This window comes from Sphingobacterium sp. IITKGP-BTPF85, from assembly GCF_001006065.1.
Taxonomy (GTDB): Bacteria; Bacteroidota; Bacteroidia; order Sphingobacteriales; family Sphingobacteriaceae; genus Sphingobacterium; species Sphingobacterium anhuiense.
Map to the genome: position 1 here is coordinate 1 of NZ_ASZT02000081.1, position 23859 is coordinate 23859.

General features: G+C 37.0%; 30 protein-coding genes and 1 tRNA gene. 13 read left to right on the plus strand and 18 right to left on the minus strand.

The genetic code is table 11. From position 1 onward, the window contains the following. Nucleotides 1–68 precede the first annotated feature (68 nt). The 14 genes from L950_RS15580 to L950_RS15635 form a co-directional block, all read right to left on the minus strand. Nucleotides 69–266 (minus strand): hypothetical protein, encoded by a 198-nt coding sequence (locus tag L950_RS15580; RefSeq protein ID WP_021189456.1) that lies wholly within the window; start codon nucleotides 264–266, stop codon nucleotides 69–71. Nucleotides 267–697: 431 nt separating this feature from the next. After that, nucleotides 698–1087, minus strand: coding sequence for a DUF1398 domain-containing protein (locus L950_RS15585; RefSeq protein WP_021189457.1), 390 nt, complete (start codon nucleotides 1085–1087; stop codon nucleotides 698–700). Between the two features lie 61 nt (nucleotides 1088–1148). Continuing rightward, nucleotides 1149–1724, minus strand: coding sequence for a dihydrofolate reductase family protein (locus L950_RS15590; RefSeq protein ID WP_021189458.1), 576 nt, complete (start codon nucleotides 1722–1724; stop codon nucleotides 1149–1151). A gap of 146 nt (nucleotides 1725–1870) precedes the next feature. Further along, nucleotides 1871–3280, minus strand: a complete 1410-nt coding sequence (locus L950_RS15595; RefSeq protein ID WP_021189459.1) for an alpha/beta hydrolase family protein — start codon at nucleotides 3278–3280, stop codon at nucleotides 1871–1873. Between the two features lie 149 nt (nucleotides 3281–3429). Further along, nucleotides 3430–3822, minus strand: a complete 393-nt coding sequence (locus L950_RS33470) for a hypothetical protein (protein WP_231577316.1) — start codon at nucleotides 3820–3822, stop codon at nucleotides 3430–3432. A gap of 97 nt (nucleotides 3823–3919) precedes the next feature. Further along, a complete protein-coding gene (locus tag L950_RS33475) occupies nucleotides 3920–4438 on the minus strand; it encodes an NAD(P)H-binding protein (protein ID WP_231577317.1) in 519 nt (172 codons plus the stop codon). Nucleotides 4439–4531: 93 nt separating this feature from the next. Continuing rightward, the gene (locus tag L950_RS15605) at nucleotides 4532–5077 is read right to left on the minus strand and encodes a Crp/Fnr family transcriptional regulator (protein WP_021189460.1); all 546 of its coding nucleotides are present in this window, start codon (nucleotides 5075–5077) and stop codon (nucleotides 4532–4534) included. A 71-nt stretch (nucleotides 5078–5148) separates the two neighbouring features. After that, nucleotides 5149–6042: an NAD(P)-dependent oxidoreductase gene (locus L950_RS15610; protein ID WP_021189461.1), complete on the minus strand. Its 894-nt coding sequence runs from the start codon at nucleotides 6040–6042 to the stop codon at nucleotides 5149–5151. A 112-nt stretch (nucleotides 6043–6154) separates the two neighbouring features. Further along, on the minus strand, nucleotides 6155–7708 hold the full coding sequence (locus tag L950_RS15615) for a hypothetical protein (protein WP_021189462.1): 1554 nt from the start codon (nucleotides 7706–7708) through the stop codon (nucleotides 6155–6157). Next, entirely contained in the window at nucleotides 7708–7917 is a 210-nt protein-coding gene (locus L950_RS30265; protein ID WP_197086458.1) for a hypothetical protein, read from the minus strand. The genes L950_RS15615 and L950_RS30265 overlap by 1 nt, the downstream gene beginning before the upstream one ends. 5 nt (nucleotides 7918–7922) lie before the next feature. After that, nucleotides 7923–8864: an HlyD family secretion protein gene (locus L950_RS15620; RefSeq protein ID WP_197086459.1), complete on the minus strand. Its 942-nt coding sequence runs from the start codon at nucleotides 8862–8864 to the stop codon at nucleotides 7923–7925. A 37-nt stretch (nucleotides 8865–8901) separates the two neighbouring features. Further along, complete coding sequence (locus L950_RS15625) at nucleotides 8902–10224, minus strand: TolC family protein (protein WP_021189463.1); 1323 nt, start codon at nucleotides 10222–10224, stop codon at nucleotides 8902–8904. 96 nt (nucleotides 10225–10320) lie between these two features. Then, on the minus strand, nucleotides 10321–10704 hold the full coding sequence (locus L950_RS15630; RefSeq protein WP_021189464.1) for a helix-turn-helix domain-containing protein: 384 nt from the start codon (nucleotides 10702–10704) through the stop codon (nucleotides 10321–10323). Beyond that, nucleotides 10704–11168, minus strand: a complete 465-nt coding sequence (locus tag L950_RS15635; protein WP_021189465.1) for a hypothetical protein — start codon at nucleotides 11166–11168, stop codon at nucleotides 10704–10706. The genes L950_RS15630 and L950_RS15635 overlap by 1 nt, the downstream gene beginning before the upstream one ends. A gap of 215 nt (nucleotides 11169–11383) precedes the next feature. On the opposite strand from L950_RS15635, the gene L950_RS33480 reads away from it, so the two are divergent. Then, nucleotides 11384–11635 carry an ATP-binding protein gene (locus tag L950_RS33480; RefSeq protein ID WP_231577318.1) on the plus strand — a complete coding sequence of 84 codons (252 nt, stop codon included), beginning with the start codon at nucleotides 11384–11386 and terminating at the stop codon, nucleotides 11633–11635. Between the two features lie 668 nt (nucleotides 11636–12303). After that, nucleotides 12304–12654 (plus strand): hypothetical protein, encoded by a 351-nt coding sequence (locus L950_RS33485; protein ID WP_231577319.1) that lies wholly within the window; start codon nucleotides 12304–12306, stop codon nucleotides 12652–12654. A 191-nt stretch (nucleotides 12655–12845) separates the two neighbouring features. Here L950_RS33485 and L950_RS26685 read toward each other — a convergent pair whose 3' ends face one another. The 3 genes from L950_RS26685 to L950_RS15650 all read right to left on the minus strand — a co-directional run bounded on the left by L950_RS26685 (nucleotide 12846) and on the right by L950_RS15650 (nucleotide 14660). Then, on the minus strand, nucleotides 12846–13355 hold the full coding sequence (locus L950_RS26685; RefSeq protein ID WP_052764427.1) for a hypothetical protein: 510 nt from the start codon (nucleotides 13353–13355) through the stop codon (nucleotides 12846–12848). Between the two features lie 71 nt (nucleotides 13356–13426). Next, a complete protein-coding gene (locus L950_RS26690; RefSeq protein WP_052764428.1) occupies nucleotides 13427–13906 on the minus strand; it encodes a DNA polymerase beta superfamily protein in 480 nt (159 codons plus the stop codon). Further along, complete coding sequence (locus tag L950_RS15650; protein ID WP_021189466.1) at nucleotides 13893–14660, minus strand: DNA polymerase beta superfamily protein; 768 nt, start codon at nucleotides 14658–14660, stop codon at nucleotides 13893–13895. The genes L950_RS26690 and L950_RS15650 overlap by 14 nt, the downstream gene beginning before the upstream one ends. A gap of 377 nt (nucleotides 14661–15037) precedes the next feature. Between L950_RS15650 and L950_RS15655 the strand changes: the two genes are divergently transcribed. The 10 genes from L950_RS15655 to L950_RS15700 all read left to right on the plus strand — a co-directional run bounded on the left by L950_RS15655 (nucleotide 15038) and on the right by L950_RS15700 (nucleotide 22362). Then, entirely contained in the window at nucleotides 15038–15397 is a 360-nt protein-coding gene (locus tag L950_RS15655; protein ID WP_156169714.1) for a hypothetical protein, read from the plus strand. Between the two features lie 167 nt (nucleotides 15398–15564). Beyond that, on the plus strand, nucleotides 15565–16410 hold the full coding sequence (locus L950_RS15660) for a cation diffusion facilitator family transporter (RefSeq protein WP_231577320.1): 846 nt from the start codon (nucleotides 15565–15567) through the stop codon (nucleotides 16408–16410). Between the two features lie 278 nt (nucleotides 16411–16688). Continuing rightward, on the plus strand, nucleotides 16689–17186 hold the full coding sequence (locus L950_RS15665; protein ID WP_021189468.1) for a DinB family protein: 498 nt from the start codon (nucleotides 16689–16691) through the stop codon (nucleotides 17184–17186). A 3-nt stretch (nucleotides 17187–17189) separates the two neighbouring features. Next, nucleotides 17190–17522 (plus strand): nuclear transport factor 2 family protein, encoded by a 333-nt coding sequence (locus tag L950_RS15670; protein ID WP_021189469.1) that lies wholly within the window; start codon nucleotides 17190–17192, stop codon nucleotides 17520–17522. Between the two features lie 343 nt (nucleotides 17523–17865). Next, a complete protein-coding gene (locus L950_RS15675) occupies nucleotides 17866–19041 on the plus strand; it encodes an MFS transporter (protein WP_021189470.1) in 1176 nt (391 codons plus the stop codon). An 8-nt stretch (nucleotides 19042–19049) separates the two neighbouring features. Beyond that, nucleotides 19050–19706 carry a 3,4-dihydroxy-2-butanone-4-phosphate synthase gene (gene ribB / locus L950_RS15680; RefSeq protein WP_021189471.1) on the plus strand — a complete coding sequence of 219 codons (657 nt, stop codon included), beginning with the start codon at nucleotides 19050–19052 and terminating at the stop codon, nucleotides 19704–19706. 43 nt (nucleotides 19707–19749) lie between these two features. Continuing rightward, on the plus strand, nucleotides 19750–20517 hold the full coding sequence (locus L950_RS15685; protein WP_021189472.1) for a siderophore-interacting protein: 768 nt from the start codon (nucleotides 19750–19752) through the stop codon (nucleotides 20515–20517). A gap of 76 nt (nucleotides 20518–20593) precedes the next feature. Continuing rightward, entirely contained in the window at nucleotides 20594–20887 is a 294-nt protein-coding gene (locus L950_RS33490) for a hypothetical protein (protein WP_231577321.1), read from the plus strand. 347 nt (nucleotides 20888–21234) lie between these two features. Further along, entirely contained in the window at nucleotides 21235–21939 is a 705-nt protein-coding gene (locus L950_RS15695; protein WP_021189473.1) for a hypothetical protein, read from the plus strand. A 349-nt stretch (nucleotides 21940–22288) separates the two neighbouring features. Further along, nucleotides 22289–22362: transfer RNA gene (locus L950_RS15700), tRNA-Arg, on the plus strand. 126 nt (nucleotides 22363–22488) lie between these two features. Here L950_RS15700 and L950_RS15705 read toward each other — a convergent pair. Next, nucleotides 22489–22968: an NADPH-dependent FMN reductase gene (locus L950_RS15705; RefSeq protein WP_231577322.1), complete on the minus strand. Its 480-nt coding sequence runs from the start codon at nucleotides 22966–22968 to the stop codon at nucleotides 22489–22491. Between the two features lie 141 nt (nucleotides 22969–23109). Between L950_RS15705 and L950_RS15710 the strand changes: the two genes are divergently transcribed. Beyond that, on the plus strand, nucleotides 23110–23637 hold the full coding sequence (locus tag L950_RS15710) for a hypothetical protein (protein ID WP_021189474.1): 528 nt from the start codon (nucleotides 23110–23112) through the stop codon (nucleotides 23635–23637). Nucleotides 23638–23859: the final 222 nt, after the last annotated feature.

Below are 23859 nucleotides of genomic sequence, written 5' to 3' on the forward strand. Positions count from 1 at the left end.
GCATTTTGGTTTGAATGTAAATCAGCTTTGAAAATACCCTAGCTTCTTGCAGGCTATTCTTCTATATTTTACATTGTCCATTCAAATGGCTTAGTACAAGGATCACACTCAAATTTTAAAACCTTACCTAAACTTTGTGCTTTTCTACCTTTTTTTACGAACACATAGGCCAGATCTAAATATTCTTCCACTTCCTTTCCACTTTCATCCCTTCCTTTTAATATGACAGAATAGTATTTTCCATCGCTATCTTTTTTATAAAACACCTCATTAACAGTAACTTTTTAGGTGTTTCATTATCGCAGCAACTGCACCACAAAATCACAATTGGTTCTTTTTTAAGGTAGACGACTGCCGCTTCTGCTTGCTTCTGTGTTAAAGCCTGAAGTTGATCTGCTCGCGAAAAAAAAGCAGTGCATAACAATACAAAAAGTAAAATGGTCTTTTTCATATGGATTAATTTTATGGAATTCAATAAGCAAATACTATGCCTTTTGACATATTAACGAGGGAATAATACGGAAATTGCGACTATATGTAATCTAATATTTTTTAATATGTAACTTTAATTTTTAGCTAACCGATGGCCTCCTTAATTAGTAAGCTTATTGTTTTTCCAGAGGATTTTCAGTAGTCAATAACATTCCTTAGAGACGAACAATGATATTCCTCTATCTCACATTATCATCACATATACCTACTCAGGTATTTTTTCTGTTAAAATTTCATTATCGCCCATGTCATAATACGTGCATGTCATGGAATGCAGTGAAACAGTCCATTTTTCCACACCGATCTCCGCACAATGTTTACAAAAAGTGAAGTAATCAGTCTCCCCTTTTTGGTGTATCTTTAAATAATCCCTAAATTTTAAAGGATCACAGACTGCCTTAATTTCTAAGTTCGCATACGAGGGTTTTGAAACGGTCTTAAATTCATTTTCACCGAAATATTCGGTGTGACTATCTCGTACCCAAGTTTCGAATGCTATTACACCTAACTTTTTTATTTCTTGAATATAGTTAGGAAAATCTGTTCCTGATTTGACTTTGCTATGCGTCTCCTCGATCTGTTCTACTGTAAACATCTTTTTTGTATATTATTTTCTGTTCTTTCTATTGATTTATGTCCAAATTCATAATTTAAAGTTATAAACTACTTTTCAGAGGACCTATGTGCTTGTAAGTGTTGATAAGCAGTCCTGTAGGAGTTGCTTTAGAGCTTACGAATGCAAGTTCTCGCGCGGTTATACCGTCTCCTAACAATCGTTTACCGTGACCAAGCAAAACAGGATAGGTTATCAATACAACCTCATCTACAAGTCCGGAATCTAACAATGTTGATGTTAACGTGGAGCTTCCGACAATAATCAGATCAGGTCCAGCTGTTGCCTTAAGTGCTGTAATTGTCTGTAACACATCCGTGCCCAAGCCTTCCACCGGACCCCAGCTTAAACTCTTTGGGCTGTGTGTTGCAATATATTTAGTAGCCACATTGATCGCATTGGCCATTGGAAAATCTCCAGCATTGGGCCAAAATTTACTGAATATGTCATAGGTAGTACGTCCAAGGAGAAGGTCAAAATTTGGTCCATATGCTTCAAAAAGAAGTGCTGCACCAGCTGGACTTCGATATGCAGTCGTCCACGCCCCATATTCATAATCGCCGTCATGTTCAATCACACCATCAAGCGAAATATGTTCAAAAATTCGAATCTTTCTCATGTCTTTTCAATTTGGTCAATGATTAATCAAAATTAACGTATAACAGTTACGCGATCAGGGTGTATTTGCGACAATAAAAGGGGGCTTTTAGTCATTCCTTTTGTATTTTTCCATAAGAAACTGATCAGTTGTCTATAACAACCTACTTACAAACTCTTTATCCAATTTTTCATGATATTTAACACCTCAGGAGAAATCGTTTCTTCAATAGTAACATATTCACTCAGTAGACCTGTTTTTGCATGCTGAAACAGGTGATTCAACCCGGGCATCGCAATCACTTTAAAATTTTTATTTCCTGCTTTCGTAAGCAACGTTTTAAAACCAGAAAGGTTTTCCTGAGCCGATACCTGCACATCTTTTTCTCCGTTCAAAGCTAAGACAGGTATCTTAATTTTTGTTAAAGTGGTTGCTGGATCATATTTCAAAAAAGAGCGCATCCAGGGCAGAAAGAATCTTGCTGCAAATTCATCAATATTATTATAAGCCTGCGGTCCTGTATAACCAAGCTTAGCCAGGAATGGCTCAGGCTGGCTATTGAGCCATGCTTTCATTTTCTTTGCAAATATTGGCTTGAGTTCCTCATTGTCTGAATAAGTCGCAGAAAGATCAAATAACATATTCAACAGACTATCAAATCTACTAACCTCTTCCGTATTTAATCCGAGCTGTTCATAATTACTCTTTAACTGCATCGCCATTAATTCCCGGCCTTTAATACCTACTCCTGCCAAACTAACGATAAAGGCTACATCCTTAGACTGCACAGCTGCCATAGGGCCAATAATACCACCTTCGCTATGTCCTATAAGGCCTATTTTTTTGCTATCAATCCCCTGATGTGCCTTCAAGTATTCCATACCGACCAGCACGTCTCCCGCAAAATCCAATGATGTCGCATTCATCACCTCACCTGTCGTTTCTCCAACACCGCGATCATCAACACGTAATACAGCAATACCATTTCTACTCAGATAATCAGCAATGACCCAAAAAGGTTTATGTCCAAACAAAGTTTCATCGCGATCTTGCTGCCCAGATCCTGTAATTAAAATTACAGCGGGTACTTGCTTATTCGTATCAGGTAAAGTCAGAGTAGCACCGTATTGAATTGATTTATCGGTATTGTAGTAAATAACTTTTTCTTCCTTGTAAGGGAAAGGAGACTTGGGCATCTGTGGCCGCTTAATCTCAAATTCCTTTTCAACTCTTTTTAAAACCAATGGTAGTGCGCCTCCTTGCTTCCACTCGCCAACCAATTCAGTTCTACCTGATTTAAATGCACCATAGAAACCTCCGCCTATTTGAGCTGAAAAAGCAGTTACACTGTCATTTGTGACCTTTAACTCAGAAACCTTCAATCCCATAGCACCTTGATCTGGGCTATCAAAAACGGCAACGTACTGATTTGTTAAGCTATCTTTCGATATCCTTAGAAATATACGGATATTTTCTATTTTGCCCTCCCATACTGTTTTAGATGGTAGATCTTGTGCTGCTAATTGATTTATAAAGCACGTAGCTGTTAAGAAAGTGAGAAGTAATTTTAATTTCATAAAGAGGGTGATTGGTATTATAATCAAATATAACTATTTACTTAAAGGGATACGCTCTTTATAATAGCCAATTTATGTATCGGTATTTATTATGTCTGTAGACTTAGACGGATAAGTATCCCATAGGACACAATTAAAATAAAAGATTGCTAAAGCATTTCCTTGTGTTCCATAAGATAAGCTAATGCTTCTTTAACAGCTTGTTGGCTACTTTTGGGATTAAATCCTAATTCATTTCTTGCTTTGGAAATATCAAAATCTTGCTGCAATCCAGAGAACATGGCGATTTCTTTAGTTGTAATTAAGGGAGGTTTTCCACTTAGCTTTGCTACAAACTGCATCAATCCGGCAATACCATATAGTATGAACTTAGGGACAGAGACGGGAATACGCAGTTTAAGTTCAGGATAGAGCTTTTGTGCAAGTTTTGTCGTTTCAGTAATACTCATGCATCTTTCATTAGTGAGGATATACCGCTCTCCAGACCTACCTTTCTCTGCAGCCAGATAACAACCTTCGGCGACATCTTTAACATCGACCAATTGAGTGCAATATGGGTGTCCATGGGAATTTTCTTGTTTAAGATTAACCTCAATACGGCATAGGATACATTCAGCGGAAGTAAGGATTCGCTGCCTATCATGCTCCAGGCATAACGGAAACCAATTCAATACCTAACTCCTTTGCGAGCTTAAAAGCAAGTTTCTCACCGTCATTTTTGGAGTTGTAATAGGCATCTCTCCGGTCCGGATTGTAACCGTTGCTTTCTTTGGTTGGCGTATGGGTATAGTTCAAAGCAGCTATGGAACTTACATATACAATTTTAGAAACACCAGCTTCTGCAGCTGCTTCTATGGTATTACGAATACCTTGTATATTCACATCGTAGATTTCTTTCTGTGGATCTTTAGCCCATAGTTTAAATGCGGCCCCCACGGCATAGAAAGTATCAACACCCTGCAATGCTCTTTTAAATGATTCCTTGTCTGTAATATCTGCCTGAACGACTTCACAATCCAGATTGTTGAAGTAATCTAGATTTCTAATATTACGGACGGACGCTCTAACGCGAAAACCTTTATTTATTAATAATCTTACTAAGTTGTTTCCCAAATGCCCGTTTGCTCCGGATACCAATACCAAATCTTTAGTTTTCATGTTCATTGATTTTAAATGATAAAGCAAAGTTCTGCCTTATTCATTTTAAACCACTTCACAAATGTTACTTAATGATCTTTTTACGGATTCGGCTCAAACTTTAGGATTCATTCCTAAAAAAGAAGCGATATATTGCATCGGAACGTGATGAAGTATTTCTGGTTGTTCGTTCATTAGTTTTAAATACCGTTGCTCTGCCGTTAGTGTTGCCAACTCCCTGGATCTTTTTTCATTGTACGATAACGATTGCTGAAACACATAGATGCTAAAGTCTTTGAATGATGGTGTCTGTTGTATTAAAAGATCCAGATCAGATCTGGTAATACGCAAAAGCTCGCATTCGGTGATGCATTCAAGATTTTCGTCTGATCGCGTCTGATTGCTAAAATTTATATAGGACGTGATAAACCCAGGAGGACAGTTGATATGAGTCGTCACTTCATCACCCTTTTCATTATAATGAAACAAACGTACAAAGCCTGATACCACAAAATATAGATAAGCCGGAACCTTCCCATGCTCTTCGATGATCTGATTTTTAGGATAAAAAACAGGTTCCATAAAACGCCGGCATAATTCTTTTTCCTGATCGGAAAGGATAACATGCTTGGTGATAAGATCAATAAACTTTGCGTGCATGGATTGAAATTTAATAATGATCTGTTTTTTTACGGAAATAGTTTTTACAAGAGAATTGTTTTACTAAGCTATTAATAAGCCAACAGGTTTTCCAATACTTTTTCAGATAACCGTATTTTCGCCTCAGCTGTAAAACCCGCAAATTTATCAGAACTGATAACCCGGTTCTTTTTAGACAATTCGTCAGCATATGGAGCCATTCCATCTGCATCAAAAATTGCATAAGAAGATTCATCAGTAAGCAACCATTGACTAAAAGCTACTTTATCAAAGGTCAATCCTAATGATGTATTGATCAATATTGAATTCTTTTTCTTGATACTAAACTCGGACTCTCCAAGAAGAATTGTATTTTTAGGAAGATGGGTCGTGACAACATCACAAATAGCAAGAAGCTCATGCAGCGGTAAATAAGTAATTCCTTTTTGTTCGGCTTCTGTTTTTCTATTTCTGTTATAATAAAACACTTTCATTCCAAAATGTCCAGCCATTGTTGCGACCATACTCCCGAGGGTTCCCAAACCTATAATACCTATACTTTTCCCCTTCAATTCGGTTGAGTCAGCTTTCCATTGGTATTTTCCTAATCCTTGAAATAAATAGATCAATTGAGCAAAGATAAATTCGGCTGCTCCTTCATCTCCGTAATCCCTTACACCTTTAACCGTTATTCCTAGTTTTCGCGCAGCTGCTATATCAACATTGCAGCACTTCTCATCATACAAACTGCAACAAAGTCCAATAAATTTCAAGGACGGACAAGCTTCTAAAATTTCAGCAGAAATAATTGTCTTCCAACTTAGAAGAATACAATCACTATCACCAATTCTTTGAATAATTTCCTCTTTAGAAACGGGTGTATTATTAAATATGATGATGGACGACTTCGACAATTCGGCTATCTTTTGTACAATAGATTCTTGAATGCCACAATCATCTATAATCGTAATTTGATTAAATTTCATTCATCAAATATAGCGAAATAATACACCAGCAAATTCTTTTAAACAGAATTGTGCAAAAGAGACAGACACTTTGCTTTGACATAGGTTTCTCGTACAACCGATCTCCTTAAGACTAACGGCGGCTGAAATAATATCCACGCACCTTGTTTCCCCGTACTATTTTGCGAAACAGCACCAATCGTCTTTGATTGAATCTGCCAAAGTGATGCAACAGCACCAGTAGAAGCACCGGAATACTGATCCAGCACAATACACCGAAGACGATCTTCAAAGCCGCCAGCATGGCATTGAGCTGCGAGGCCGGATACATCGCTATCCCATTGGAAAAATCACCGATATCCATATACAATGCACTGTCATACAGACTCTGCCATTGCCCTTGATAGGAAGCCCAATTTAAAATAGCGGCGCCAAGTGCCGTTGCTACAAATGTTCTGACTATGATCAAAACCCCTACAATACCGAGAAGCTCATCCATATTCAGACCAGAACCGGCATAAAACCAGATTCCAATATAGAGTATTCCCATCCCTAGCCCCTTTAAGAACATCGGAAAATAAAGATATTCCATATTCATCTGTGGCTGTATGAGCAGATACATCATTAGGCAATGAATAAAGAACACCAGAAATCCCGAAGCAATAAAATACTTCAGTAACCATTTATGCTTAAAACTGATATACCCATATATACCTGCCAATATGATTCCAGGAATCATCCATAGATTCAGCTCCGAATTTAAGAGATTATTGTAGCCGAGTGCTCCTACTGTATATTGCGACAGCAAAGTAGAAGTTGCCAGATATATCCCCATCAGCAACAGCAGCAACATACTGTACCAGATGTTGACTCTTGCGGTGAACAGTTCAAATTTGACTAATTTACGTTTTGCTCCCTTTTGCCTATAAATTACGATTGCTATAAGTAGTAGACATAGCAGAATAGACACTATTATATAAGGAGAATTAAACCATCCCTGTTGCTTCATAAAGGTAAGTGCAAAATCCAAACTCAAGGCTGCAATAGCGAGTAAACCTAAAGAAAGCCAATCAATCTGTGATAAGGGCATCCGAAAGGAGAACCGTTGATTGTGCTGAAAGATCAATGAAAGCGCCGCAATGACCAGCATAACCGCAGACATCAGAAAATAGGGTGCTTGCCAGCTTCCGTCAAACACGACGTCGGCCATGAGATAAGCTGATAACTGAGACAGACAGATCGAAAGCGGATAAAACATCGCGTAGAATTTGCCACGATCTCCAGTAGGCGTCAGGATGACCATCATGACCAATAAAAGCTCTATAAAAGGAAAAGTTTTAAAAAAACCTATAAAGAAACCTGCAATAATAACGACCACAGGATTGTCAGTCGTACCAATACAGTACGATAACAGCGCAAGAACTATCGAACAGAACACAATAATTTCCTTAGAGCGGAAACGCATTTTCACCCGCAGACTAAAGATAATAGCTACTCCCATTCCGATTGTAGTAGCATTACTTGCCATCGCCATATATTCCGTATAGGTCGCAAGCGCCCCTGAAATATCGGTAATACTATTGCTGTAAACGCTATTGATACTGAGTATCGGGATCAGAAAAATAAAAATGAGCAATAACATGAGCGGTTTGGGCACCCAAGCTGCAAACAATCCTTTATTATACATTATCTTAAAGTAACCTCCACATTCATTCCTGCACGCAACAGTTTTAAGTCCTCGGTTTTATTTTCCGAAGTAAATTCTATTCTTACAGGTATTCTTTGCTGTACCTTTACAAAATTACCGGTGGAGTTATCCAAAGGTACTGCCGCATACCGCGCGCCTGTCGCGCCTGAGATCGCCTTGATTTTCCCAACAAACTCCTTTCCCCCCAAAGCGTCTACCTGAATGTCGCTAAAGCTCCGATCATAACATTTTCCATCTGCTTTTCACGATAATTGGCCGTGATCCAAATGTTATTACTGTCTACGATAGTGGCTACCTGCTGACTTGGACTCAACAGCTGTCCAATATTGATCGTCCTTCTTCCCATGATACCATCATGAGGCGCTGTGATTACGGTATATGAAAGATTGAGCTTAGCCATATTTAATGCATTTTCAGCACGTTTGATCTCTGCATCGTTCATTCCTAATCGGGACTGTACCTCAGTCACCGTGAGCACAGAAGTACTCCGGGAATTCGCAATCGCCTCATATTGCGAAGATACCGCCTCCAGAGCAGCACTGCTCGCTTCATATTCCGTTTTCACCTGGTCGAACTGTTGACGGGTTACCGCCTCGTCTTTCAAAAGATTTTTATAACGGTTAAAATTCTGTTCCGCATTCCACAATCTTGCTTTTGCCGAAGCAATGTTAGCCTGAGCGGCATCGCTGTTGGATTGTGCTGTACCGATATTATTAGTTGCCGTTCTGACCGAATTAGCCGTAACATGCTTAGATGCAAGTGCCGACAAATAGGCTGCTTCCGCCTGCCCCAGTTGAGTCTGAATCTCACTATCATCCAATATAAGCAAAGTATCTCCCTTTTTTACGTACTGATGCTCGATAAAACGAATATCTTTGATATAGGCCGATACCCGGGTATTGATCGGGTTAATATACGATTCGACCTGTGCTGCATTGGTAAAACGGTTATTACCGATATTGAAATAGGCGTGGATCACCCAATAGAGTCCTGCCAATACCAATAATAGCACCAACATGCTGACGATCGTTCCTCTGTTCTTTTTTTTAGGCATTCTCTGTTTTACTTTACTTGATTTAACACCTGTATTTTCTACCGAATCTGTTCCTTGATTCTGATCTTGATTTTGTGACATATTTTTTATCTACTTCAATGGAGTTAGCTTCCAGTTCTTACATTTTCCCGCTTTCTTTCAATAATTTGTAATACGCAAACACAATATTGATTTCCGAGTTGGTGTACTGCAGTTCAGCATCCAACTTCGCATTGCTTGCATCGATCATATCAAGCAGAATGGCCAGCTGGTTATTGTATTTACTTTCCATGATTCTGTAATTCTCCTCTGTCAGATCTTTATTTTTTGCCAATGTTGAGTTCTGGCTACGTGTTTCATTATATTTTATGTAGGCGGCATTAACCGCAACTTCGATCATTTTTTCTGTTTCATTTTCCTGCGCTTTAGCTTTCTCTAATTCATATCTGTTAGCCTGTATCTTTTTCGAAGATTTATAGAGCGAACTGATATCATAGCTTAATGACAAACCTACATTCCAACCATTTGAGTACATATCCAGGGCGGGTGATGTCGTCGTAATTGGTCTTTGCAATTTATTACCTGCAAAAGCGGCTAAAGTGGGCATACGTTCGGTCTTTGTTATCTTCGTTGCCGTTTCGGATAGTTCAACCCCCTTTTTACTCATGAGAACTGAGGGGTGCTGATCAATGTCGTTTTGATAGAACGCTAAAGGAGATGGTTCCAAATTGGTCTGCAATAGCTTTTCATCTGCCAGGAGCTGTATTCCTTCAGGAAGACCCAAGGCAACCAAGAGCTGTTTATTCAAGATCTGCACATTATTCTCGATCACCTGTAAAGCCAGGTTTAGATTAGAGATCTGCAGTTCACCACGGATCACATCATTTCGAGTGACCATACCTTCTTTATAAAACCGGCTGATATTCTGTAACCGTTGCTCGGCCAATTGAATATTTTTAAGGTATACGGAAGCCTGATTTTGCAACTTATACAAGTCCAAATAGTAGCCCAAGGCTAGCAACTTGATATTCTGCTCGTTAAACTGATAATTCAGGGTTGCGAGATCTTCTTGTAGCGATTTGGATTCGATAGTATGTTTGACCATACCACCCTTCCAAATTAACTGAGTCGCTTCCAAGGCATAGTTATTGCCAAAATGTGGCATCTTGACCGTCGTCGAATTGGAAAAATCTTTATCAAGTAGGACACCGTCACCAATATAAAGGGCGCTGGCGCTTAGATTAAGATCAGGAAGCTGTAAATTTTTAGCGACCTCTACGTTCTGTTTTGCTATTTTTATACCTGCTTTGGAAACTGATAAAGTTGGATTGTTTTCCAGAACCAAAGAAAAGAGTTCTTCAACGGTGAGCTTTTTTTGAGTAGCTTCCTGAGCAAATAGTAAGGAGTCTGAAAAAAGCAATCCGATTACCAAAAGCAGATAACTGAATGGTTTTATTTTCATTGTGTGCGATACATTTTAGAATTTCACAGCACAAAAGTCGTAAAAAACAACCCTAACAAAAAGGTTGAAAGCGAGGCAAAAGAAGTCCAAATAGTATCAAAACAAGGTAACCTCGTGTTTATTCCGGTAATTTTTGGGACTTAATCCCGTATGCTTTTTAAAAAATTTACCAAAAGCATACTGATCCGAGAAGTTTAATTCCTCGGCAATCCTTGTAATGGTATCCTTTGAACTGAACAGTAAAGTTTTAGCCTCATTGAGTAAGGCTGTAGCAATGAATACAGAAGGTGCTATATCGGTAATTTCCTTGACACAAATCGATAGATACTTGATCGAGATATTGAGTTTTTTGGCGTAAAAATCTAACTCCTTTTCCGTTTTATAATAATCTGTAGCCAATTCAAGAAACTGCAAGGTGATTTCCTCTTTCCGTGCATTTCGCTTTCGGTCAAACTGAAGCTGGATTTCTAATGAATCCATCAATTATAGGTTATGGTGGAAAATATGGAGAGGATAATCTGTTCGTGAAAGAAAGATTGTCTATTCTCCATATCAGTCTGATAAATCATAAGTTCCACCAAACCTGTTAACTGGTCAAAAATCACTTTATCTGGATTAAAGATATTTTGATTTTTCTCCGCATTGATGATCCGGTACACATCGTACCGGCTAAAGTTAAAATGAATCTTTTCCCTGATAGTCTCCCGATTATAGATCAGCATGTATATTTTAAGGTCATCGGTATAATGGCTCAATTTATAGCTGTTATGCGAGGATATCAATAGAACATGATCTTCCACATAAGAAACAGATTGGTTATTGATCTCCAAATGAATGGATCCACTTCTGATAAAAATCATGCTAAAATTAGCGGGCCTCAGGATATGGCCCATCTTAGCATTTTCAAAAAAGTCTTTTTCATTTAGTATTCTTATCAATGACATCAGCAAACTCTTTAAGTACTAAAAGACAAACTAAGATAAAATTATTTTATATGCAATATTATCTTTTGACGCTATCTATAGAATGGCTCGTTTACTTTCCATTACATGTACGTTGCAGAAACCGTAATTTTTAGCTATTTCATATGATCAGCATCAGTCACACAGGACTATGATTTACCCAATTATTATCGTACTTTTAAATAGATCAATCCATTATGAAGAATAACACCAAGATCACCAATGCAAGTATAGAATCGGCAGGTTTACCGAAAGACGCCAAACATGTTATAGCAGAATATATCTGGAATGGATTTGATGCGAAGGCTACAGAAGTCTCTATCGACATCGAAAGTAATAGCCTCGGATTTATAACAAGTATCTGCATTCATGATAATGGGGAAGGGATTCCCAGAGAAACACTGAACCTTTCATTTGGAAATTTAGATTCGCTCAAAAAAATAGCTTAAAACGGAGCTCCTATACGCGTGGGAAAAAGGGAAAAGGCCGTTTTTCTTTCTCACTGTTTGCCACACGAGCAACTTGGAATACCACTGTTAAGACAGATGATGAGCTGATTTCCTATAGCATACGGATAGATCGTGACGCTAAAGAACAGTATGATATCGGGGATATCAAATCAGCAGTTAAACCTGAGGGAACTGGTACAACTGTCAAACTGGAAGGTATCTTTGGACTAACAGCTGCTACACTGGAGTCTGAAGAATTTACAGATTTTCTTGCGCAGGAATTTGGTTGGTATCTGCTTCTCAACCGAGATTGGGGGTACCGCATCCTCCTCAATGGGACTGCACTTCATTATAATAACCTGATACAGGAGACCGACAGTACGATATTCACTCTTTATAGTATAGCGGAAAACTCGTACAGCTTCCGTGTAAACTATATCCGATGGAAAGAGCAGATCGGAGACCGTTACTATTACTATTTTTTAAACAGCAACAAAACTGAAGTCGCAAAACTGCTCAGTAGTTTTAATAATAATGCGATCGACTTCCACCACTCAGTATATATAGAATCTGACTTCTTTGATCAATTCGAGCAAGCTGATATCGCGATTTCTTCGGAAAGTAATCTCTTCAGTGAAAAAGAACAGCAGGTTATTTATCGTAAATTATTGGCTGAATTACGTGATTTTCTGGAGCGTAAACAGAAAAAATATATTCGAGACCAGGCAGTTACGGTCAAACTTGAGGAACTGGAGAAGAAAAACCTCCTACCCCGTTATAGCTCGTCGGATATCGATGTAAACCGTAAAAGGATTTTACTCTCCCTGATTCAGGAACTGTATATTGCCGATCCACGTGCCTTTGTTGGCATCAAAGCTGACCTCATACGTACTTATCTCGGTCTTCTGGACCTGCTCTTACAAACAGACCGTAAACAGGATATAGTACCACTTTTTGAAAATGCTATTGCGCTTTCGGAAAAAGAGCGCGATACGATCAGAAAGATACTGGAAAGGTAAATTGGCTGTATTCAATGTGTGAATTTAAAATTTAAGTATTTTCCGTATCCAAATCTGAATTTAAATTTATTTGGAGGTTAGACGAAGCTGAGATATAATTGAAACATGCTTTTGACTTTCTGTATAATTGTCTTAAACATGAAAAATATTTAAGACAATTATATTTCTATACGAACGATCATATTCAGTATCTATTGATATAACGATTCGCGTATTTGAAGAAGACTTTTTTCTAAATAAGTGGTATCCACTGATTTTGGGAATGAACTCTCGAAATACAGTTCATCAATTTCACATTGTATCACTTCAACCTTTCTACATAATTCGTCATATGTCCATCTACCTGATTTTATTTCGAGCAGTGCTTCACGATTAGGGCGCTTAAGAATGAGTTCTCCCTTTAATAACAAATCTCGCGCAACCTCCATCAAACGTATAGTATGCATCATATTTTTAGCATCATATCCTTGTCCATGTGCGACAGTTCCAGCATAACGCATAACATTACGTTTCTTTTCCCACTCCTTATACGCCTTAAAATCTTTACAATATGAAGAATAAGCTTCATGATTAACAAAGAGCAATGCTAAGGTCTCCTCTCCTTTCTCAATGGAACTCAAGGCAACTTCATGGCTATCTGCTTTTGCCATTATACCGCGATATAATCCTTGCTCATTCTTATCATAATATAATGCAAACACATTTTTACAATGATTCAATTTAATCAATCCGCAAAAGTGAGACTTTAGCTTATGATCCTGTAACCATGATTCTACAGGATAACTTTTCCGCTACTCATTATGTAAGCAAAATCTAATAAACTTTTCCGCGCTCCTACATGTGGATTATTGATCTTTTTGTTCAAGCCTTTGGCTTTTTTCACCTGCTGCATCGCATATTGAACAAAACTATCTATCAATCCCATATTAAGGAGTTTTTTAAATTGAAAATTTGCCATTAATGGATGGTTTATCAATATGGATGCTGAAGCACTAGCCAGTAGTTCCATTGCTCCCGGATTATTTTTACTGAGTAATTCGACAAATCTGCCTAATTCATAATATACCTCATCATGACTATCGTTATTAATTTGAGCGATATAGCTTAAACCATAGAACACATTTTTTGGTAAGTAAAACACGCCTTTAATATCTGTATCAGATGCCACTGTATCTAAACCGTAAGCCCTGCTTCCTGTTATTGCTTTAAACAGAATCAGATTTTGATCATGCAGATCTTTAATTGTCATCATCTTCTTTACGAATTAAGTCTATAAAATAACTATTGATCGGTTCTACTGACATTTTTAAAGCAGGTATCGTCATAACAGTATCTTTAAGTTTTTTGAATGTATTTTTCATATAGATACACAGCTTCTCATCCGGAGAGAATATAAAATCTTCTCTAACTGATGCTTTTATCATAATAATCGACTCCAGATTTTTAATAAAATCGGATGGAAGCAATTGCATTAAATCTTTCATTTCCATTGGCGCATAAGATCTGTTTGTTTCAATCCATAGAGCTGATAAAAGACTTCTAGCAATGTAAAGAAAATCTTTCAGAGAGATGTTTGACTGATCAAGCCCTTCCATTTTCTTATGACATAAACCTAAATAATGGTGCATATGTGCACGCAAGTTAGGTGCATAATCCAGTAGTGTTATAAAATCATTTTTAAAAAAACTATAATCTCCATAACAAATTGGGGATTGCAACCATTCATATAATGTACAGTTACTTTTGTAAAGTAGCTTCAGTACTTTGCGAATATCCCAACCATAAATATCAAGATCACCAACAATTGGGTACTTAATATCCTCTTCTATAGAAAAAACCGATAGATAATCAGTCTTTCGTCTTTGATAGATAAACCGAATATCGTAGTCACTATCTAAAGATGGAAAACCCCATGCACGACTTCCTGACTCACATGCATAAAGTATCTTTATATTTTCCTTAATTTCAATTTCTTGAATGATTCCGCATAAATAATGATGATCCATTTTCAATTTTATTTTCCACAAAGGAACATTCCTTTGTACTTCATGACAAAGATGAGATCTACCTACTGCAGCTTAACTGCGCAATAAAAATAAATAATATAAAAAACTGAAAATCAAAACAATAAAATATTTAAGATCAAAATAAACCAAGTCGAATCGCAGTAGCTACGCAACTTGATTGCGCAGGAATATAAATCATTTATTCTCTATCAAGCTACTGTATAAGAAAAATTAGAGATAAAGTTCCAAACTATAGTTTAGAGTACGGTTATTACCATAATTATGAGCAATTGTGAAATTGTTGCCAAGCGCACTATTCACTTCATAATAAGTAAAAAGTTGCTACATTTGTCTCAGTGAAAAATTTTTCAATCTTATTGATATTATCAATTTATTTGTTTTCAACAACTGAACTGATTCAATTGTTGAAAATTCCTGTATTAATTTCTCATTGTATAGAACATAAAAATAACAACAGTAAACTGACATTTGTACAATTCTTAAATGATCATTATAATATTCCTGTAAAAGATAATGACCGGGATACAGATGAAAAACTTCCTTTTGTAAAACATGTCAATTTTTTAAACATCACAGCAATTTCTTCTACCGTGTCATCGGAAGTACCATTAATGACATCAAGCATATTCTTTGAGAAAAAGCTGTTATTTTACCCTGATCAGTATTACTTAAATACTTATACCAGCCATATTTGGCAACCTCCAAAAATTTCTTAATTATTTTCATTTTTTTTATCCTTTATCTGTATTCATTTGTTGTTAGTTAAAACAGCATTTGGTTACGGTCTGGATTTCTTTAATAACCTTTGCTGATCATGCAATTCGAGGTTATTGGGGAAACATTTCTATATTCTCATTGAATTGACGCTTAAAAAAACAATAAAATGTCAAATGAACAAACGGCTATAAAAGCAACCTACTTTAGTATAATTGGAAATTTTTTACTCGCTCTCTTAAAATGGTTAGCTGGTTATTTTGGAAATTCATACGCGCTTATTGCAGATGCAATAGAATCTACTGCAGATATATTTTCCTCTTTTTTGGTTTTATTTGGATTAAAGTATGCAAAAAGGCCGGCAGATGAGAATCATCCTTACGGACATGGTCGCATTGAACCACTTGTAACATTTGTCGTAGTGGGCTTTTTAATTATTTCAGCGACAATCATTGCTTACGAAAGCATTCAAAATATTCGCACCCCTCATGAGTTGCCCAAACCATGGACTTTATTCGTCCTATTGGCGATCATTATCTGGAAGGAAGTTTCTTTTAGGGTTGTCATTAAAAAAAGTAAAGAAACTGGAAGCTCTTCATTACGAGCCGACGCATGGCACCACCGAAGTGATGCGATCACTTCGGTAGCAGCCTTTATCGGCATATCAATCGCTTTGATTTTAGGAAAGGGCTATGAGAGTGCCGATGACTTTGCAGCGCTATTTGCTTCGGGATTTATACTTTACAACTGCTATCTTATCTTTCGTCCTGCCTTGGGAGAGATCATGGATGAAAACCTTTACGATGATTTAATCGCTGAGATACGTATCAACGCCGTAAAGGTAGATGGTATCTTGGGTACAGAAAAATGCTTTGTTCGTAAATTAGGCACAAAACATCTGGTTGATTTACATGCAATTGTTAGTGGTGACATCTCAGTAAAAGAGGGCCATCAATTAGCGCATAGGCTTCAGGACTATCTGCAAAAAAAATGCCCCAACTGGGAAACATTTTAATACATATTGAACCAGATTAACGCTGGCAGTCTGAAAGAACAATCCCAAAGGTCCTATGAATTCATTAAAAACTAGAAACAACTGGATTGAGCCACACGTAAATCAAAGATGATATGTAATATCTTAAACGAAGATTTAAAGATTTACTACCTGGGTGTTTTTTCACTACTTTCACCTCATTGACAGCAGATTAATAGATAAAAATCATTAATCTATAAAACTGTTCGTGTTGTTCCTATCCTTTATTTTGATTCATTTAATATTCTTAAATTTAGGTCATGAAACTAAATAAAGCATTTCAACAAATTACAGAAGATTTCATCTCGCTACTTGATTCTTTAGATGAAAATGAACTGAATACGAAACCTACAGCTGACGATTGGTCGCCTGGACAAATCGGCGATCATATATTGAAGTCTTATGCTTCAGCAGAAGTCATGAATGGGCGTACCGAATCGACTCATCGGGAACCAGATGAAAAGGTAACAACCATTAAAGATACATTTACGGACTTTACAATACGCATGAAATCTCCTCAAGCGATATTGCCTTCTGAAAAACGACTCGACAAACAGCGTTTACTAAAAAATCTTCGTGATCGTACTGCCCAGATCGAAACCATAATTAAGGAGAAAAATCTTTCAGATACCTGTATCGATTTTTCCATCCCGGAATATGGTCCATTTACAGTTTTGGAGTGGGCTTGGTTCAATACCTATCATACACAGCGGCATGTACATCAGTTAAAAGATGTGATTCAATCAATTAAATCTTAAAATATGACTAATAAAGATCTCATTTTAGCTTATTTTAATTGCTATGAAATAGGTGACTGGAATAGGCTACAAAGCCTGCTGGATGAAGATTTTCAATTCAGTAGTCCTCACGATCCAATGCTTACTAAAGAGGACTATTTCCGAAAGTGCTGGCCATTTCATAAAAAAGCAACTGCATATCACATCGATACCTTCCTGGAAGACAAAAACAGTATTTTTGTCATTTATACCTGCACGACTGATGATGAAAATAATTTTGAAAATGCCGAATACTTTCAGATCGAAAATGCAAAAATAAAAAAGGTCAAGGTATTCTACGGAACGCTGAATAGTTAATATTTCTATTAATTTCATCACCTATTACACTATTCATTAGCCATACCCTACTCACTTAAAACCATCCGCTGATTTTAAGCATTGTAAACATAAAACTTTACCCTGTAGCATAAATAAATGCGCAGTGCCATAAGCTTCCATAGCTAGTTTTCCTGTCTAAGAAGATTTATAATAACACACGAGTATTAAAGGCACATATGTTAATGGAGCCGTTATCCCTATACCTCCTTACCGCATCAGCTGATGATTAAATAATAATTTTTCCTTTTTTGACTTAAGTCAAAGGTTAAGGTTTGCAATACTTGCAGCTTTGCACTCATAATAATAATTAAAACAAAAAATTATGAGTGTAACATTAGAAAATGGCATAACCAGTAATTTTTACAGGGCCATAACGCCGATTATAATATCGGTATTCGGAGTGTATCTTACCATAGGGATTGCATTAGGTGTACTGCCAAAATTTGTTCAGCAAACCTTAGGATTTGACAGTATCATTGTAGGCCTTGTTATTGGAATGCAATTCTTGTCGACTTTATTAACTCGGGCATATGCAGGGAAACTTACAGATACCAGAGGAGCTAAAAAAAGCCAAATGATCGGTGTAGTACTTGCAGTAATAGCTGGCATTACATATCTCCTATCAGCCACAATACAAAGTAATGTAATCTTTGCATTAGCCTTACTCTTATTTGCAAGAATCATTCATGGTGTAGGAGAAAGTTTCTTGGTTACAGGAGCGTTAACTTGGGGAATCGGACTTGTCGGACCATCAAATTCTGGGAAAGTAATGACTTGGAACGGAATAGCGATGTATGCAGGTATTGCAATTGGAGCACCTTTAAGTATTTGGATCAATAAAAGTTATGGCGGTTTCCCAGCGTTTATCATGATCATGCTCCTGCCCTTTGTCAGCTGGCTATCTACAGTAAAACTACCCGCAATAGCAGTTGACAAAGACCATGTCAGAACACCTTTTTACAAAGTAATCGGAGCTATATCCGGACAAGGATTAAGTCTCGCTTTTTCTTCAATGGCATTTGGCTGTATTGCTTCTTTCATCGCCTTGTTTTTTAGCGAAAAAAATTGGGGTGACGCCTCATTAGCTTTTATGGTCTTTGGGGCTTGTTACATCTTAACCAGAATTTTCTTTGCTTCTTCTCCTGATAAATATGGCGGTTATAAAATTGCATTGCTTTCACTTATTATTGAAGTGATTGGTCAAGTTTTGATCTGGACTTCCGTATCAAAAACGATTGCCATTATCGGATGTGGGATGACAGGGATTGGGTTCTCACTGGTTTTTCCAGCTCTAGGTGTTCTAGCTATCCAGAAAGTAAAGCCACAAATGAGGGGCACGGCTTTAGGTGCCTATGTAGCTTTTGTTGACCTTTCTTTGGGATTGGCAGGGCCTCTAGCAGGGTTAATAGCTGGCTGGTTCGATTACCAGACTGTCTATTTATTTGGAGGAATAAGTTGCATCCTCTCGATGATAACATTAATGATGAATAAAAAATAAGTATAACAATGGAAAATACATTAAAAATGTTTGGTAAAGATGCCAACGAAAGGGTTGAGAATGCTTTAGAGGAACTAAAATCTGGTAAAGGCGTTATCCTCTTAGACGATGAAGATAGAGAAAATGAAGGTGACCTTATTTTCTCGGCAGAAAATATGGACATTCAGGATATGGTGCAGATGATAAGACACTGTAGCGGCGTAGTCTGTCTGTGCCTTACAAATCAAAAGGCTGATGAACTCGATTTACCTTATATGGTCAATGCTAATTCCAGTCTCTTTCAGACTCCTTTTACCGTTTCGATTGATGCTCGGGAAGGTGCAACAACTGGTCTTTCGGCATCTGATAGAATTGCCGCTATTAAAGCGGCATGTGCTGAAAATGCGCAACCTGGAGATTTGGTTCGACCGGGGCATATCTTCCCATTGCGTGCTCACGATTATGGTGTCTTAGGAAGAAATGGTCACACTGAAGGCAGTATCGACCTCATGAAGCTGGCTGGTCTAAAACCAATGTCCGTATTGTGTGAACTAATGGAAGATGATGGAACCATGTCGCGTCTGCCACAGATGATCGCCTTTGCTCTAGATCATCATCTAACGATATTATCCATCGCCGATATTATCGAATACCGAAAATTGCAGTTAGTAGCGAATGAATTATAAAGTCTTTTAATACATCAAAAATTCAGCATTAAACAATACCATAATGAGAAAAATACGTTTCGTATTTACCGTTAAACGCAAAGAATTCCTGACACCACATATGATTCGTGTGGTGTTTGGAATCAGTAATGAACAAGCGGTACTTTTAACGCATATAAAGTCCGGATCTAATAATAAAATTTTCATACCGCCTGCCGATAGAAATGTCATTTATTTCCCTGAAAAAGAATCAGAAACAAGACCTGAATTGCTGGCATCAATAAGAACATACACCAATCGCAAAATTGATCTGAAGAAAAAGGAGCTGACCATTGATTTTGTCTCCCACGGAGATAATGGACCTGCATCTACATGGGCATTAAAAGCTAAACCGGGCGACGCTCTAGGTATCGGTATGAAAGAAAGTATAAAACCCTTAGTCCCCGAAGCCGATTCCTATCTACTCATAGGTGACGCAACAGCATTGCCCGTAATCAGTGCAATTTTAGAAAAATTAAAAACCGGGATTGATGTTAAGGTTATTTTGGAGGTATCTGCTAAAGAAGATCGAATAAATATTCCATCTTCGGCAAATGTAGATATTGACTGGCTGTACAACCCGCATCCTGAAAAAGGAAGCAAATTAGCGTCTACAGTAAAGACTTTTAAATTCGCAAAAGCAGACCTGCGTAATTATGTGTATTTAGCCGCTGAATATGCTACTGTCAAAGAATTAAGAAACTATTTTAAAACTGACCTAGAGTGGGATCCACAGATGATATACAGCTGCAGCTATTGGAAGTCTGGTGAATCTGAAAGCGCATATCTTTAAAGATACAACACGCCAAATAAACAGCGCTACGATCGAGCTTTTATTGATAAATTTGTCTATCACTGATTTCAAATACATGCAAGAACTATTAGCTTCATATATTAAAAGTAAAATATCATTAACGGATAAAGATCTAGAGATCATTTTGTCCCATTTTAAGCCGATGAAGCTCAAAAAGAATGAACTCGTACTAACAAATGGGCAATCCAGTCAACGGACATTTTTTGTTACACAGGGATGTCTGCGCATTTTCTTTATCAATGAAGAAGGAACGGACTCCACCCGATATTTTGCTTTTGAAAATCAGTTTGCAACAGCATTAGTAAGTTTATTACTTCGAACCTTCAGAAGAATTTATTCAGGCTGTTGAAGATTCGGAAGTATATTACATCACACATAAAAGCTTTTATCATCTTCTGGATATCATACCCCTATGGGAAAAATTTTATCGCATATATCTTGAAATTGCTTACGTAACCAATACCAAAAGGTTAATGTCTTTTCTAATGCAGGACGCTTTGGAAAAATATCGGCAGCTCTTAGATGAAAATCCGATTATTGTCCGAAGATTGTCGAATAAGCTTGTCGCTTCCTATCTCAATATTTCCCAGGAGACGCTAAGTAGACTAAAATCAAAAATCTGATCTTCTTTTTTTGACTCAGGTCAATGTTTTAATATATGCTATTGACCAACTTTGTATCACTAATACAAAGACAATGAGTAACCAGGACCGTACCTTCGAAATATTTTCAGGAATTATTCTTCAGAAGAATAAAATAGCTGAGCATACCTATCATATCAAAATTCAGAGTATGGATTTTTCGCGCATCCACTATATTCCAGGTTTTTCTATTGATATATTTTTATCCAATCCTTATTTCAATCCACTGAGCGAAGTGCGAAGATATTCATTCTGGAATTATGAACCGGTCTATCATGTTGCAGACTTTGCCATTAATACCTTTTCCAATGGCAAGGGGGCACAATGGGTTCAAACCGTACAGGAAGGCGATACCATATTTTTCAAAGAACCGTCTAGTGAAATAAGTATGAATAACACAGCAGACCACTACTTTTTAATTGGGGATATTATTGCTTTATCTCATCTATATGAAATAAACAGAGCCTTATCGGTAAGTAAACAAGTAAGTAGTTTTATTTTTGCAGAACATCAAGAAGATATTTTTCCAGATCTCGATCATAGTTTCCCTTTAGAAACGCACATAATTGAATCATTAGATCCGCAGAAAATTATTGAATTGATTTCCCTTAATTTTCCTGAACATCAAACAAATATCATTGCTTACATACTTGGTGACTCTAAAACAGTATCCTATATTTATAATTATTTAAAAGATAATCCAATGTATGACATCAGTACGATTTACATCAAAAGCTTTTGGAACAAAACAATCATTTAACATGAAATAAAGATGATTATAGCAGGTACAAATGGAGATTGATCAAAATCAAAATAACCCTATGAAGCTCTATGACTAGAAGAATAGATTTGAATAGCGAAAGAACTACGATGGCAATGTTACGCGCATATTTAAATTAGATCAAAATAAAACTAAAAAAAATCAAATCAAAATAGCTTTCAAAAGAAAGTAAATAAGCTCAGATGCCACCAATCGACATTTTTTTGTATTTGGACAGAAAAATTAATCAGCTTGAAATGCAATGACTTAATGTTTTTAAGTAAAAAAAAGTACATAAGTTTTGGAAATATAGATCATTTAAGTACTTTTGCATCACCGAAAGGAAAACGCGCTCATAGCTCAGCTGGATAGAGCATCGGTTTTCTAAACCGACGGTCTCAGGTTCGAATCCTGATGGGCGTACTTAAAATCCTCTTTACTTTTGTAAAGAGGATTTTTTGCTTTATGACTTTTTCACTTGAACATTTCTTTCGATCCACTTTTCAAATTTTTCAACAAAGGAGGTTAGAAAATCATATGTAGAAGTATCTATAAGATCTCCACTGGCATCAAACAACTTGCAGCATGGCTGATATACGCTTCCGGCTGTTGTAAAGTCGGCATATTTAAGAATACCAAGGATTGGCGAAGATAATGATTGGCACCAAAAGCACCTAATCCTCCCGGGGTACAGCTTATAATGGCCGCAGGCTTACCATCCCACACACTCTTTCCGTATGGTCTTGAACCTACATCCAGTGCATTCTTAAGTACTGCAGGAACCGATCGATTGTATTCGGGAGTGATAAACAATACCGCGTCATAAGGGTTGATTATTTCTCTAAAATTTTGCCAGGCTACAGGTACGTCTTTTTCCAAATCCTCATTGTACAATGGCAATTCTCCAATTTCAATGTCATCAAACTGCATACCGGCTATTTTAAATTGGCCAATAGCTCTTCCTATCTTTTTATTGAAAGATTCCTTTCTTAAACTTCCAACGATGAGTGCAACTTTAAATGGTTTCATAAATGATCATTTGTTTTTTAATAACGTACAACAGTAGCTTTTGGTTTGCATATAATTCGCTGATTTGTCATGACACAACATGATTTCTAAGTTTAAAAATCATTACATTAGCGAACCATTAAACCAAATATTTTAAGCATTATGATGTCAGATATCTATAGAGAAAAATCACCTTTATCAGAGCAGGATTGTTTCGTAGTATTCGACCGCAGAAAATCATCTTTTACCTTTCCTGTACATATACATCCGGAGTATGAACTGAATTATGTAGAAGGAGCATCTGTAGCTCAACGGATCATTGGAGATTCCAGTGAAACCACCGGTCACAAAGATTTAGTTCTTATTGCCAATCCGGAATTAAAACACGCATGGAAGGATGGAGAATGCACATCAACAGACATTCACGAAATCACATTACAATTTCACCCCTCGCTGGTTGAACAGATCTTAGACAAAAAGCAATTTCAAAGCATACAGGAATTATTTAACAGGGCATCCAAAGGAGTTCACTTTGGCACCGCAACTATTGAGAAGGTGCTTCCCATACTACGCATTCTGACCATGGAAAAAAATGGCTTTTACGCTGTAATGAAACTCTTTATCCTGCTATATGAATTATCCAAAGGAGAAGACCTCAGAGAACTTCTAGTTCCACAAAAATGGGTATGACCCCAAATGAAATACTCCTACAAAGATTAGAGAATTACATTTCTAACAATGTTAGTCACATGATTCGATCTCTTTATCATAAAACAAAAAACTAATAAAAATTAACACACTTAAAATCAGCAAAATCACTGTTCAAAATCTATTTTTACCTTTATTTTTTTAAAATAAATTTGGTAGGAATGTTAAAATTCGTACTTTGTCGCGGAGAGCTGGCAGAGTGGT